This window comes from Saccharothrix texasensis (genome assembly GCF_003752005.1).
In the GTDB taxonomy this organism is placed as follows: Bacteria; Actinomycetota; Actinomycetes; order Mycobacteriales; family Pseudonocardiaceae; genus Actinosynnema; species Actinosynnema texasense.
Window position 1 is genome coordinate 6,734,956 of the sequence record NZ_RJKM01000001.1, and the last position, 13,180, is coordinate 6,748,135.

14 protein-coding genes are annotated in these 13,180 nt (G+C 71.8%); 12 read left to right on the forward strand and 2 right to left on the reverse strand.

The genetic code is table 11. The features are described from left to right. Positions 1–301 precede the first annotated feature (301 nt). The 10 genes from EDD40_RS30025 to mutM all read left to right on the forward strand — a co-directional run bounded on the left by EDD40_RS30025 (position 302) and on the right by mutM (position 10,245). Positions 302–3,679, forward strand: a complete 3,378-nt coding sequence (locus tag EDD40_RS30025) for a pyruvate carboxylase (RefSeq protein WP_123745910.1) — start codon at positions 302–304, stop codon at positions 3,677–3,679. Between the two features lie 349 nt (positions 3,680–4,028). Beyond that, complete coding sequence (locus EDD40_RS30030; protein WP_123745911.1) at positions 4,029–5,120, forward strand: MBL fold metallo-hydrolase; 1,092 nt, start codon at positions 4,029–4,031, stop codon at positions 5,118–5,120. Between the two features lie 4 nt (positions 5,121–5,124). Continuing rightward, positions 5,125–5,691: a 16S rRNA (guanine(966)-N(2))-methyltransferase RsmD gene (gene rsmD / locus EDD40_RS30035; protein WP_123745912.1), complete on the forward strand. Its 567-nt coding sequence runs from the start codon at positions 5,125–5,127 to the stop codon at positions 5,689–5,691. A gap of 54 nt (positions 5,692–5,745) precedes the next feature. Next, positions 5,746–6,228: a pantetheine-phosphate adenylyltransferase gene (gene coaD / locus EDD40_RS30040; RefSeq protein WP_123745913.1), complete on the forward strand. Its 483-nt coding sequence runs from the start codon at positions 5,746–5,748 to the stop codon at positions 6,226–6,228. A 476-nt stretch (positions 6,229–6,704) separates the two neighbouring features. Beyond that, positions 6,705–7,421, forward strand: a complete 717-nt coding sequence (locus tag EDD40_RS30045; protein ID WP_123745914.1) for an SPFH domain-containing protein — start codon at positions 6,705–6,707, stop codon at positions 7,419–7,421. Between the two features lie 105 nt (positions 7,422–7,526). After that, positions 7,527–8,114: a YceD family protein gene (locus EDD40_RS30050; RefSeq protein ID WP_123745915.1), complete on the forward strand. Its 588-nt coding sequence runs from the start codon at positions 7,527–7,529 to the stop codon at positions 8,112–8,114. Positions 8,115–8,116: 2 nt separating this feature from the next. Beyond that, positions 8,117–8,299 (forward strand): 50S ribosomal protein L32, encoded by a 183-nt coding sequence (gene rpmF / locus EDD40_RS30055; RefSeq protein ID WP_123745916.1) that lies wholly within the window; start codon positions 8,117–8,119, stop codon positions 8,297–8,299. 30 nt (positions 8,300–8,329) lie between these two features. Then, on the forward strand, positions 8,330–9,139 hold the full coding sequence (gene rnc / locus EDD40_RS30060) for a ribonuclease III (protein ID WP_123745917.1): 810 nt from the start codon (positions 8,330–8,332) through the stop codon (positions 9,137–9,139). Positions 9,140–9,146: 7 nt separating this feature from the next. Beyond that, a complete protein-coding gene (locus EDD40_RS30065; protein ID WP_123745918.1) occupies positions 9,147–9,377 on the forward strand; it encodes a hypothetical protein in 231 nt (76 codons plus the stop codon). A gap of 10 nt (positions 9,378–9,387) precedes the next feature. Continuing rightward, positions 9,388–10,245, forward strand: a complete 858-nt coding sequence (gene mutM, locus EDD40_RS30070) for a bifunctional DNA-formamidopyrimidine glycosylase/DNA-(apurinic or apyrimidinic site) lyase (protein ID WP_123745919.1) — start codon at positions 9,388–9,390, stop codon at positions 10,243–10,245. Between the two features lie 9 nt (positions 10,246–10,254). On the opposite strand, the gene EDD40_RS30075 is transcribed toward mutM, so the two are convergent. Then, a complete protein-coding gene (locus EDD40_RS30075; RefSeq protein ID WP_123745920.1) occupies positions 10,255–10,689 on the reverse strand; it encodes a MarR family winged helix-turn-helix transcriptional regulator in 435 nt (144 codons plus the stop codon). Positions 10,690–10,943: 254 nt separating this feature from the next. On the opposite strand from EDD40_RS30075, the gene EDD40_RS30080 reads away from it, so the two are divergent. Together EDD40_RS30080 and EDD40_RS30085 are read left to right on the forward strand one after the other, a co-directional pair. Next, positions 10,944–11,621, forward strand: a complete 678-nt coding sequence (locus EDD40_RS30080) for a response regulator (RefSeq protein WP_123745921.1) — start codon at positions 10,944–10,946, stop codon at positions 11,619–11,621. 25 nt (positions 11,622–11,646) lie between these two features. After that, positions 11,647–12,069 carry a TetR-like C-terminal domain-containing protein gene (locus EDD40_RS30085; RefSeq protein WP_123745922.1) on the forward strand — a complete coding sequence of 141 codons (423 nt, stop codon included), beginning with the start codon at positions 11,647–11,649 and terminating at the stop codon, positions 12,067–12,069. A gap of 4 nt (positions 12,070–12,073) precedes the next feature. Here EDD40_RS30085 and EDD40_RS30090 read toward each other — a convergent pair whose 3' ends face one another. After that, on the reverse strand, positions 12,074–13,180 hold the full coding sequence (locus EDD40_RS30090) for an NAD(P)/FAD-dependent oxidoreductase (protein WP_211348256.1): 1,107 nt from the start codon (positions 13,178–13,180) through the stop codon (positions 12,074–12,076).

The following is a 13,180-nucleotide window of genomic DNA, read 5'->3' on the forward strand; positions in this document are numbered from 1 at the left end:
ACCGTGTGGGGTGAAGGTGCGATGGCGGTCGGTGCGGTAAAGGGCCGCGCCGCGCCTCCGCCGCCGGTCCGTCAATCCGCCGTGCGCGTGGGGGCTGCGCCGGGCGACCTCACAAGGGAGAATCCCGGAGCGTGATCCCAGGTCGCGCCTGCCTTGACCGGGTGAGTGAACGATCACGATGACGTCCGTCACGTGAGATGGAACTCCCGAGGGGCGGGAAGCGCACGGTAGCGTGCCTTGATTCATCGAGTCCCGCCCGCGCTCGGGCGCGACTCGCCGAGTAACCGGGAGGGAACGCCGCATGTTCCGCAAGGTTCTTGTCGCCAACCGCGGCGAGATCGCGATCCGGGCCTTTCGCGCTGCCTACGAGCTCGGCGCGGGCACCGTTGCCGTCTTCCCCCACGAAGACCGCAACTCCCTGCACCGGCTGAAGGCCGACGAGTCCTACGAGATCGGCGAGCCCGGCCACCCCGTCCGGGCCTACCTGTCCGTCGAGGAGATCATCAAGGCGGCGCGCAAGGCGGGCGCCGACGCGGTCTACCCCGGCTACGGCTTCCTGTCCGAGAACCCCGAGCTGGCCAAGGCCTGCGCGGACGCCGGCATCACGTTCGTCGGCCCGCCCTCGGACGTGCTCGAACTGACCGGCAACAAGGCCCGCGCGATCGCCGCGGCCCGCGCGGCCGGCCTGCCGGTGCTCAAGTCCAGCGAGCCGTCGAGCGACATCGACGCCCTGGTCCGGGCCTCCGAGGACATCTCGTTCCCGGTGTTCGTGAAGGCCGTCGCGGGTGGTGGCGGACGCGGCATGCGGCGGGTGGAAGAGCCCGCCCAGCTCAGGGAGTCGCTGGAGGCCGCGTCACGCGAGGCGGAGTCGGCGTTCGGCGACCCGACGGTGTTCCTGGAGCAGGCCGTGGTCGAGCCGCGGCACATCGAGGTGCAGATCCTCGCCGACGGCGAGGGCAACGTGATTCACCTGTTCGAGCGCGACTGCTCGGTGCAGCGCCGCCACCAGAAGGTCATCGAGATCGCGCCCGCGCCGAACCTCGCGCCGGAGCTGCGCGACCGGATCTGCGCCGACGCGGTGAAGTTCGCCCGGCACATCGGCTACCGCAACGCCGGCACCGTCGAGTTCCTGCTCGACCCGCGCGGCAACTACGTCTTCATCGAGATGAACCCCCGCATCCAGGTCGAGCACACGGTCACCGAAGAGGTCACCGACGTGGACCTGGTGCAGTCGCAGATGCGCATCGCGGGCGGCGAGACCCTGGCCGACCTGGGGCTGAGCCAGGAGACCGTGCAGCTGCGCGGCGCGGCGCTGCAGTGCCGCATCACGACGGAAGACCCGGCCAACGGCTTCCGCCCGGACACCGGCATGATCAGCGCCTACCGCTCGCCGGGCGGCTCGGGCATCCGGCTGGACGGCGGCACGACCGGAGCGGGCACGGTCATCGGCGCGCACTTCGACTCGATGCTGGTCAAGCTGACGTGCCGCGGGCGCACGTTCTCCGCCGCGGTGGCCCGCGCGCGGCGCGCGGTGGCCGAGTTCCGCATCCGGGGCGTGTCCACGAACATCCCGTTCATCCAGGCGGTGCTGGACGACCCGGACTTCTACGAGGGCCGGGTCACGACGTCGTTCATCGAGAAGCGACCCCACCTGCTGACCGCGCGGCACTCCGCCGACCGCGGCACGCGCATGCTGACCTACCTGGCCGACGTGACGGTGAACCGGCCGAACGGCCCGCGCCCGTCCGTCGTGGACCCGAAGGTGAAGCTGCCGGCGGTCGACCTGAACGCCGAGCCGCCGGCGGGGTCGAAGCAGAAGCTGGAGGAGCTGGGGCCGGAGGGCTTCGCCCGCTGGCTGCGGGAGGGCAAGGCGCTGGCCGTCACCGACACCACGTTCCGCGACGCGCACCAGTCGTTGCTGGCGACGCGCGTGCGGACGAAGGACCTGCTGGCCATCGCGCCGCACGTGGCGCGCATGACGCCGCAGCTGCTGTCGTTGGAGGCGTGGGGCGGCGCGACGTACGACGTGGCGCTCCGGTTCCTGGCCGAGGACCCGTGGGAGCGGCTGGCGGCGCTGCGCGAAGCGGTGCCGAACATCACCCTGCAGATGCTGCTGCGCGGCCGGAACACGGTGGGCTACACGCCCTACCCCGAGGCGGTGACCAGCACGTTCGTCCAGGAAGCGACGAAGACCGGCATCGACATCTTCCGGATCTTCGACGCGCTGAACGACGTGGAGCAGATGCGGCCGGCGATCGAGGCCGTCCGCGAGACCGGCACGGCCGTCGCCGAGGTCTGCTTGTGCTACACCTCGGACCTCTCCAACCCCGACGAGCGGATCTACACGCTCGACTACTACCTGAAGCTGGCCGAGCAGATCGTCGGCGCCGGCGCCCACGTCCTCGCGGTGAAGGACATGGCCGGGCTGCTGCGCCCGCCGGCGGCGGCGCGCCTGGTGACGGCGTTGCGCAAGGAGTTCGACCTGCCGGTGCACCTGCACACGCACGACACGGCGGGCGGGCAGCTCGCGACGTACCTGGCGGCCATCCAGTCCGGGGTCGACGCGGTCGACGGCGCGGTGGCGTCGATGGCGGGCACGACGTCGCAGCCGCCGCTGTCGGCGATCGTCGCGGCCACCGACTACACGGAGCGGTCCACGGGCCTGGACCTGCGGGCGGTGTGCGACCTGGAGCCGTACTGGGAGTCGGTGCGCAAGGTCTACGCGCCGTTCGAGTCGGGCATCCCCGGCCCGACGGGACGCGTGTACTCGCACGAGATCCCCGGTGGGCAGCTGTCGAACCTGCGGACGCAGGCGGTCGCGCTCGGCCTCGGGCAGAAGTTCGAGGAGATCGAGTCCATGTACGCGGCGGCCGACCGGATGCTGGGTCGGCTGGTGAAGGTGACGCCGTCGTCCAAGGTCGTCGGCGACCTGGCGTTGCACCTGGTCGGCGCGGGCGTCTCGCCGAAGGAGTTCGAGGCGGACCCCGGTCGGTTCGACATCCCGGCGTCGGTGATCGGGTTCCTGCACGGTGAGCTGGGCGACCCGCCGGGCGGGTGGCCGGAGCCGTTCCGGAGCAAGGCGCTGCAGGGCCGTGCCGCGCCGAAGGGCGTCGCGGAGCTGACCGACGACGACGTCAAGGGCCTGGAGGACGACCCGCGGGCGACGCTCAACAGGTTGCTGTTCCCGGCGCCGACGAAGGAGTTCCTCGCGCACCGCGAGGCGTACGGCGACACGAGTGTGCTGGGCAGCAAGGACTTCTTCTACGGGCTCAAGCCGGGGGAGGAGTACCAGGTCGACCTGGAACCGGGCGTGCGGCTGCTGATCGGGCTGGAAGCCATCGGCGAGGCCGACGAGCGCGGTATCCGCACGGTGATGGCCACGCTGAACGGGCAGTTGCGCCCGATCCAGGTGCGGGACCGGTCGATCGCGGCCGAGGTGCCCGTGGCGGAGAAGGCGGACCGGGGCAACCCGGGGCACGTCGCGGCGCCGTTCGCCGGGGTCGTCACGCCGAGCGTGGAAGAGGACGAACAGGTCGAGGTCGGGCAGACGATCGCGACGATCGAGGCGATGAAGATGGAGGCCGCGATCACCGCGCCCAAGGCCGGGCGGGTCAGGCGGTTGGCCGTGCGCGGGGTGCAGCAGGTCGAGGGTGGGGATTTGCTGATCGTGCTCGAGTGAGGTCCGGGCTCGGCTCGGGGTCGGGCTTGGGCTCGGGCTCGGGGTCGGGGTCGGGGTTGGGTTGGGTTGGGTTGGGGTCGAGGGGAGTACGGCTCGATTTGACATGGGGCCCTTACGGGCACCCCAGGCAGGCCGAAGCCGGGCAGGCATGGCGGGAAGAGCGTCCGCCACGCCTGCCCGGCTTTGGCCGGCCTATGGCACCCGAACCCATGTCAAATCGGGCCTTGGTGGTGTGCGCTGCGGGGCCGTTGTGTGGCGGTGGGGCAGCGGGCTTGAGGGCTGGGTGGTGTTGGTGGCCACATAGAGCGGTGGGGGGAACCCCCGGGTTGGGGTTGGCGTTGGTCGGGGCATGAAGAAGGTCGCGGTTGGGTTGCTCGCTCTCACGGCCGGCGCTCTCGCCTGGGCGGCGCGGGACGTGTCGTTGGCGTTGGGCGGGAAGCCCGGCGGGGAGCGGGTGCGGCGGTCGCCTCGGTATCGCGACGGGAAGTTCCACAACGACGCCCGCACCCGGACCATGCCGCCCGACGGCGCGGCCGGGACGGTGCGGGAGATGTTCTTCGGTGGGCAGCAGCGGCGGCCGGTCGGGCAGGTGCCGTTGGTGCCGCCGGTCGTCGGGTCGGCGGACGGGCTGCACATCACCTGGTACGGGCACGCCTCGACGCTGGTCGAGATCGACGGCGCGAGGGTGTTGATCGACCCCGTGTGGAGCGACCGCGTGTCACCGTCGCAAGTGGTCGGTCCGAAGCGGTTGCACCCGGTGCCGCACGCGTTGCACGAGGTCGGGCGGGTGGACGCGGTGGTGATCTCGCACGACCACTACGACCACCTGGACCTGGCGACGGTGCGCGCGTTGACGGCGGACACGGACGCGGTGTTCGTGGTGCCGCTCGGGATCGGGGCGCACCTGCGCCGGTGGGACGTGCCCGAGCAGCGGATCGTCGAGCTGGACTGGGACGAGTCGCACGAAGTGGCCGGGGTCACGTTGGTGGCCACGGCGGCGCAGCACTTCTCCGGTCGGGGCTTCCAGCGGGACAACACGCTGTGGGCGTCGTGGGTGCTGAAGGGGCCGCGACACCGCGTCTACTACAGCGGTGACACGGGTTACTTCGACGGTTACCGGACGATCGGTGAAGAGCACGGCCCGTTCGACGCGTCCTTGATCCAGATCGGTGCTTACGGGCCCGGGTGGCCGGACATCCACATGACGCCGGAAGAGGGCGTGGCGGCGCACCGGGACGTGCGGGGCGGCCTGCTGATCCCGGTGCACTGGGCGACCTTCAACCTGGCGTTCCACGACTGGACCGAGCCGGTGGACCGGGTGTGGCGGGAAGCGAAGGCGCACGGGGTGCCGTTGGCCGTGCCCAGGCCCGGCGAGCGGGTCGACGTGGGGCAGCCGCCGGAGGTCGACGGGTGGTGGCAGGCACTCGCGGTGGGACGATGACCCGGTGACCAGGATTGTCGCGGGCGCCGCCGGTGGCCGCCGGCTGCAAGTGCCGCCCAGGGGTACCCGACCCACCTCCGACCGGGTGCGGGAGGCGTTGTTCAGCTCGTTGGAGACGTTGGTCGACCTGGACGGCGCGGTGGTGCTGGACCTGTACGCGGGGTCCGGGGCGCTCGGTTTCGAGGCGATGTCCAGGGGCGCGGCGAGGGCCACGTTCGTGGAGTCGGACAAGCGGGCTGCCGAAGTCTTGAAGAGCAACGCCAAGGTGGTCGCGCTGCCCGGCGCCACGGTCGTCAACCGCACCGCGGAGGCCGTGGCCGGCGGTGCGGCGGAGGTCGCCTGTGACGTGGTCTTCGCCGATCCGCCCTACGCGGTGACGGACGAACAGCTCAACCGGCTCCTCGCGTCGCTGGTCACGAACGGTTGGACGAAACCGGGCTCGCTGTTCGTCGTCGAACGGGGCGCGCGCAGCCCTGAACCGATGTGGCCAAGCCCGGTGGAATCCTTGCGCAGCAAGCGATACGGCGACACGGCGCTGCACTGGGCCGAACAGGTTGACGCCTCCGGGTGATGCCGACCACGCACCGGAGTGGACGCGTCCGATCGGGTGCTACCGTCCGAAACCATGACGCGTGCCGTGTGCCCCGGCTCCTACGACCCGGCCACCAACGGACACCTGGACATCATCGGCAGAGCGGCGAAGCTCTTCGACGAAGTCGTCGTCGCCGTGCTCATCAACAAGAACAAGAAGACGTTGTTCTCGGTGGAGGAGCGCACCGAAATGCTGCGCGAGGTCACCGCGCAGTGGCCGAACGTCCGCGTCGACGCCTGGCACGGCCTGCTGGTCGACTACTGCCTGGAGAACGACATCAAGGCCATCGTCAAAGGCCTGCGGGCGGTCAGCGACTACGACTACGAGCTGCAGATGGCGCAGATGAACCACCAGCTCACCGGGGTCGAGACGCTGTTCATGCCGACCAACCCGATCTACAGCTTCCTGGCCAGCTCGCTGGTCAAGGACGTGGCGACCTACGGCGGCGACGTGACGAGCCTGCTGCCCCCCACGATCAAGGACCGGCTCTCCGCCCGCCTCGCCGAGGGTCGCTGACCGTTCACGGTCCGTGAACCGGCTCGTCGCCCGGTGCGGTGAGCGTTCACCGGCATGAGCGAGATCACATCGCGCACCGCGAAGGCGCTGCCCTCCCCGTGCGGGCACGGCCACCGCGCCCGCTCGGGCGGTCGCGCCGGTGTGGCCGGCACGCCGCCTTCCGCGAGGTCGGCCTGTCGGCCCGCCCGTGCGGGCCATCGACACCGTGCGGCCGTATCCGCAGGACAAGTGGACCTTCCACGGCCGCGCGGGCGTGCTCGACCGGCTACTGCGAGGTGGGCGCGGTCAAGACGACGGGCGTCCGCACGCGTGGCGCGTGGCGGGTCGTGATCGACGACGCGAGTCCGGACCACCGCGCCGGCTCCGTCCCGGCGGACATCACCCGGTAGTCGGACACGCCCTGCCGATCTCCCGGCGGCGACGAGATCGGCAGGGCACACTGGGACGGGTACTGCTGTGGGCGCGAGGAGTGAGACGTGTACCGGGTGTTCGAGGCCCTCGACGAGCTGGTCACGATCGTCGAGGAAGCGCGTGGCGTGCCGATGACCTCCGGGTGCGTCGTGCCGCGCGGCGACGTGCTCGAACTCCTCGACGACGTGCGCGACGCCATCCCGGCGGAGCTGGACGACGCCCAGGACGTGCTCGACCACCGCGACGAGCTGGTCGGCAAGGCCCAGCACGACGCGGACCAGGCCGTGAGCAAGGCGCGGTCCGACGCCGAGCGGATGGTCTCCGAGGCGCAGCACGAGGCCGAGCGGATGCTGTCCGAGGCGCGGGCGCGGGCCGAGCGGATGGTCGCCGACGCCGAGGACCAGGCGCAGCGCACCGTCTCCGCGGGCCGCCAGGAGTACGAGGACCTGGTGGGCCGGGCGCACGCCGAGGCCGACCGCATGGTCCAGGCGGGCCGGGCCAACTACGAGCGCGCGATCGAGGAGGGCCGGGCGGAGCAGGCGCGCCTGGTCGACGGGACCGAGGTCGTGCAGGCCGCGCACGCCGAGGCCGCCCGGGTGCTGGACGCGGCGCAGACGGAGGCCATCCGGCTGCGCAACGAGTGCGACGCGTACGTGGACGGCAAGCTGGCCGACTTCGAGGACCTGCTCGCGCACACCCTGCGCAGCGTCGGGAAGGGTCGCTCGCACCTGCGCGGCCCGGCCGTCGCGAGCGCCGCCGCGCCGTTCGACTACCACGAATAACCCGACCGGACGACGCTCCGACCAGCCGATTTCACGTGGACGCCCGTTGTCCCGTACCCTTGACCGGCTGGTCGTGGTAAGTCCCCGACGGCAACACCAAACATCATGTCTGAGCATCGTCACGCCTCCGCGCGTCCCACAGCGACCGGGCCCTGGGTCATCGACACCAGGGACCTCGGGCGTCGAGCGGGCTCCAGCCGCGGTGTGCGCCGGACGGTGCCCGCGGAGGGCGTCGGCCTTCTCGGCGTGATCGCGGTGCCGGCGGGGGGCGACGTCGAACTCGACCTCCTGTTGGAGTCGGTGGTCGAAGGCGTGCTCGTGACGGGCACGGCCGCGACGGTGGTCGAAGGGGAGTGCTCGCGCTGCCTGGACCCGCTGTCGGCGGAGGTCGAGGTGGAGCTGACCGAGCTGTACGCCTACCCGGACAGCACCACCGACGAGACCACCGAAGAGGACGAGGTCAGCCGTCTGCACGACGACCTGATCGACCTCGAACCCGTGGTGCGCGACGCCATCGTGCTCGCGCTGCCGCAGGTGCCGCTGTGCTCGCCGGACTGCCTCGGGCTGTGCGTCGACTGCGGCGGCAGGCTGGCTGATCTCGGCCCCGACCACGGGCATGAGACGATTGACCCCCGTTGGGCCGCCTTGCAAGAGCGGTTCGACGGGAATCGTGACAATCCAGAGGAGAACTAGTCGTGGCCGTCCCGAAGCGGAAGATGTCGCGCTCGAACACGCGCTCGCGCCGCGCTCAGTGGAAGACCAGTGCCGTGCACCTGGTGGCGTGCCAGAACCGGGCCTGCCGCCAGCCGAAGCCCCAGCACGTCGCCTGCCCGGCCTGCGGCCAGTACGACGGCCGCCAGGTCGTCCAGCCGGCCTGATCACCTCTCTGGCGAAGGTAGCGGCGAATCGTGGGGGGTAGGTCGTCGCGCGGTCGGTCCGCCGACCGCGCCCCGTTGATCGAAGCGCTCGGCGTCCCGTTGGACGCCGAGCTGCTGACGCTCGCACTCACACACCGGTCGTACGCGTACGAGAACGGTGGTCTGCCGCCCAACGAGCGGCTGGAGTTCCTCGGCGACGCGGTGCTCGGCCTCGTCGTCACCGATCACCTGTACCGCACGCACCCCGACCTGCCCGAGGGGCAGCTCGCCAAGCTCCGCGCGAGCGTGGTCAACATGCACGCCCTCGCGGGCGTCGCGCGGGGTCTCGGCGACGACGGGTTGGGCGGGCACCTGCTGCTCGGTCGCGGCGAGGAGCTGACCGGCGGCAGGGACAAGGCGAGCATCCTCGCGGACGGCCTGGAAGCCGTCATCGGCGCGGTGTACTTGCAGTTCGGCATTGAAACCGCGCGTCAACTCGTTCACCACCTGTTCGACCCGTTGTTGGCGGAAGCGCCGCTGCGGGGTGCTGGACTGGACTGGAAGACGAGTCTTCAGGAGCTGACCGCGTCCGCCGGTCTTGGCGTCCCCGAGTACCGGGTGGACGACCAGGGCCCGGACCACCGCAAGGAGTTCACCGCCACGGTGCTCGTCGGTGGTCAGGCCTACGGGACCGGGGACGGGCGCACGAAGAAGGAAGCCGAGCAGAAGGCGGCCGAGGCCGCCTACCGCGTGTTGCACGAACGGGTTCGCGCCGAGGAGACCGGCGCGTCCGGGAACGGCCACGCGCCCGGCTCGGCCACGCAGGCTTCACCCCAGGCTTCACCTACTCAGGAAGACTGACGCCGAAATGTATGCCACGAACGTCCGGACGAACCGCCGCGCGCGCCACGCGCGTCCGTCCCGCCCGCTGAACGCCAGCCGCAACGGCGGCATCCAGGGCTTGGTCCTCGTGCGCGACACCGCCCAGGCGGGCGGCTGGATGCTCAAGCCGACCAAGCCGCAGGCCGCCGCCTATGAGATGCTCGAAGAGCTGGAGCAGGCCGAGGCCGCTGCCGCCGAGCGCGAGTCCGAGGACTGATCACCCGCCCGTGCCCGAGCTGCCCGAGGTCGAGGTAGTCCGCCGAGGTCTGCACGAGCACGTCGCCGGGAGGACCGTCGAAGCGGTCGAAGTCCTCCACCCACGCGCGATCCGCCGACACCTGCCCGGTGCGGCGGATTTCGCCGTGCGCCTGACCGGTCAGCGACTGGAGGCCGCGCGCCGTCGCGGCAAGTACCTGTGGGTCGACCTGTCGGGCGGCGACGCCATGCTCGCGCACCTCGGCATGAGCGGCCAGATGCTGGTCCAGCCCGTCGACGCGCCGGACGAGAAGCACCTGCGGGTGCGGGTCCGGTTCGCCGACGGCGGGCCGGAGCTGCGCTTCGTGGACCAGCGCACGTTCGGCGGACTGGCGCTGGCGGACATCGTCGAGGTCGACGGCGCCCTGGTGCCGCGGCCGGTGGCGCACATCGCGCGTGATCCGATGGACCCGGCGTTCGACCCGGACGCGGCGGTCGCGGCGTTGCGGAAGCGGCGGACCGAGGTCAAGCGCGCCCTGCTCGACCAGACGGTCGTCTCCGGCGTGGGCAACATCTACGCCGACGAGGCGCTGTGGCGGGCCCGGCTGCACGGGGCGCGGCCCGTGGACAAGCTGACCAGGGCCAAGGCCGCCGAGCTGCTGGCGCACGCCACCCGGGTGATGTACGAGGCGCTGGGCGAGGGCGGCACGTCGTTCGACGCGCTCTATGTCAACGTGAACGGCCAGTCGGGTTACTTCGACCGGTCCCTGGCCGTGTACGGGCGGGAGAACGAGCCGTGCCGGCGGTGCGGGACGGCGATCAGGCGCGAGCCGTTCATGAACCGCTCGTCCTACTCGTGCCCGCGCTGCCAACCCCGACCGAGGGGTTGACGGGCGCGCTCACCGCGCCGGGTCGGCGAGCCTGCGCAGCAGCGGCGTGACCGACCTGAGCGCGTCGCGCTCCTCCGGTTCCAGCCGGGAGATCCGCTCGGACAGCAGCTCCGCCTCGCCGTGCGCGAGGGACAGGATGGTGTCCCGCCCGAGGCCGGTCAGCTCGACGATCGTGGCCCGCCCGTCGGCCGGATCGGATTCGCGGCGCACCAGGCCGCTGGACTCCAGGCCCGTCACCACCGTGGTCGCCGTCGGCTGCGAGCACAGCGCGCGCACCGCGATCTCGCCGATCCGCATCGGTCCCTGCGACGCGAGCTCCGCCAGCACCAGCAGCTGGGTGGGCTGCAGGCGCCGGACGGACGCGGACTGGCGCAGGCTGCGGATCAGCCGGTGCACGGCGACCACGAGTTGTAACGCGTCCTGATTGGTCACACTGGTGGTCATCAGACCTCCTCGTGGCTCACCGTGAGTGAGCAAGTGTCCGAATTCGGACAGGACATTCGCACTTTCGCAGTACGGCTGTCCAGGGAATGATTGCATTCGCACCCGGATGTACTCACCCTTTCCGCACCGATGCGGAGAAGGACCCGTCAAAACGCCATAAAGGGTGAACGGGCTCGCATCAAGGGCCCGTCAGGAAGCTCGCCGAACGTAGTCGGGCCCGGTCGGCGGGCGTGGTCCGGGCGTAGTGTCTCAGCGTGACAAAGGTGCTGGTGGTCGATGACGAGCCGCAGATCGTGCGGGCGTTGCGGATCAACCTGTCGGCCCGCGGCTACTCGGTCCTGACCGCGCACGACGGCACGGCGGCGCTCAAGGCGGCGGCCGAGGGCAGGCCGGACGTGGTGGTGCTCGACCTGGGCCTGCCGGACGTGGACGGCGCCGAGGTCATCGCGGGACTGCGCGGCTGGACGACCGTGCCGATCATCGTGCTGTCCGCGCGGGTCGACTCGGCCGACAAGGTGCAGGCGCTGGACGCGGGCGCCGACGACTACGTGACCAAGCCGTTCGGGATGGACGAGCTGCTGGCCAGGCTGCGCGCGGCGGTGCGGCGGTCGGCGGTGGCGGAGGGCGGGGACGCGGTCGTGGAGACCGCGTCGTTCACCGTCGACCTGGCGGCGAAGAAGGTGCGCCGGGAGGGCGTCGAGGTGCACCTGACGCCCACGGAGTGGGGCCTGCTGGAGATCCTGGCCCGCAACCGGGGCCGGCTGGTGGCGCAGAAGCAGCTGCTTCAGGAGGTGTGGGGGCCGGCGTACGCGAAGGAGACCCACTACCTGCGCGTCTACCTGGCCCAGTTGCGGCGCAAGCTGGAGCCCGAGCCCGCGCACCCCCGGCACCTGGTGACGGAGCCCGGCATGGGCTACCGGTTCGAGCTCTAGCGCACGTCCGGAGACGGAGTCCCCAGTGGCGACATCGCCCCGGCGGCCCTACCACGGGGACCTGCGGGCCGCCCTGGTCGCGGCGGCCCGCTCGCTCGTCGTCGCCGAGGACGCCGAAGGCCTGACCCTGCGCCGTGCCGCCGCGACGGCCGGTGTCCCGCACACCGCGGCCCACCGGCACCTCGCGGACGAGGCCGCCCTGGTGGCGGCCGTGGCGGCGCAGGGCTTCGACGAGCTGCGCGCGTCGGCCGAGGCGGTGCCGGGCGGTCCGCTCGACCGGCTGCACGGGATCGGCCGGGCCTACGTCGGGTTCGCCGCGGCCAACCCGTCGCTGCACCGGCTCATGTTCGGCGGCGAGGTGCCGCGCCGGGACGCGCACGTCGAGCTGTCCGACGCCCTCGCGGGCACGGTGCCGGCACTGGCGGACGCGGGCCTCGCGGCCCGGTGACGGCTCAGCCCGCCGGCATCGTGGGGTGGCGCTGGAACATCAGGGCGGCGCGCACCACGAGTTCCTTGTAGCGCGCCGCCGGCCGGCCGGTGAGGACGCGCTCCTTCGGGCTGTCGTCGGCGTTCACGAACTGGATCAGGCCGTCCCGGCGACCCAGGCTGATGCACTGGTTGAGGTAGCGGAAGTCGAGCCGGTCGGCCGGCACGCCACCGCCGAGCCGCTTCGCCAGCGCCCGCACGGCCTTCTGCGCCGTCGGCAGGCCGGTCGCGCACGCCATGCGCAGTTCGAGGCCGTCGTGCCGCTTCATCGCGGCGGCGTCGCCGATGCCCTGGACCTCCGGGTGCGAGGTCGAGGTCAACGTGTGGTCGACCAGCATCCGGCCGCGGCCGTCCACCGCGAACCCGGCCCGCGCCGCCAGGTCCGGCACGGCGAAACCGGCCGTCCAGACGACCGTGTCGGCGGCCACCAGGTCGCCGGTGTCGAGCACCAGGCCGTCGGCGCGGACCTCGGTGACCCGGACGTGGTCGCGGACCTCGACGCCGAGCCGGGCGAACACCTTGACCAGGTGCCGCCTGCCCTTGTCCGACAGGGCCTCGCCGAAGCCGCCGGCGGTGACCAGCAGCACGTCCAGGTCCGGGCGCGACTCGGCCAGCTCGGCGGCGGCCTCGATGCCCGTCAGCCCGCCGCCCGTGACGGCGACCGTGCGCGCGGTCCGCAGCGCCGCGGCCAGCTCCTCGGCGTCCTCCTGGGTCGAGACGGCGTGCGCGTGCTCGGCCGCGCCCGGGACGCCGCCCAGGTCCGCCTGGCTGCCCAGGGCGTAGATCAGCCGGTCGTAGGTCAGCGCGCCGTTGGTGAGCTGCACCTTGCGCGCGTCGGGGTCGATGCCGGTGACCCGGTCCACCACCAGCTCGACGCCGGTGCCCTTGAGGACGGCGGCGAGCGGGACGTCCCGCAGCTGCTGCCCCACCGCGAACTGGTGCAGCCGGACCCGTTCGACGAACCGGTCCCGCGCGTTCACCAGGGTCACCTTCGAGTCGGTCCACCTGGCGGCCAGCTTGGCCGCGGCCAGACCCGCGTAACCCGCGCCGACGACCACGATGTGCTCTGCCAT

Coding starts and splice junctions, on each gene's coding strand:
- EDD40_RS30090 (WP_211348256.1), bottom strand. CDS start 13,180: ATGGCAGAGCACATCGTGGTCGTCGGCGCGGGTTACGCGGGTCTGGCC.
- EDD40_RS30025 (WP_123745910.1), top strand. CDS start 302: ATGTTCCGCAAGGTTCTTGTCGCCAACCGCGGCGAGATCGCGATCCGG.
- EDD40_RS30030 (WP_123745911.1), top strand. CDS start 4,029: ATGAAGAAGGTCGCGGTTGGGTTGCTCGCTCTCACGGCCGGCGCTCTC.
- EDD40_RS30050 (WP_123745915.1), top strand. CDS start 7,527: ATGTCTGAGCATCGTCACGCCTCCGCGCGTCCCACAGCGACCGGGCCC.
- EDD40_RS30065 (WP_123745918.1), top strand. CDS start 9,147: ATGTATGCCACGAACGTCCGGACGAACCGCCGCGCGCGCCACGCGCGT.
- EDD40_RS30075 (WP_123745920.1), bottom strand. CDS start 10,689: ATGACCACCAGTGTGACCAATCAGGACGCGTTACAACTCGTGGTCGCC.
- coaD (WP_123745913.1), top strand. CDS start 5,746: ATGACGCGTGCCGTGTGCCCCGGCTCCTACGACCCGGCCACCAACGGA.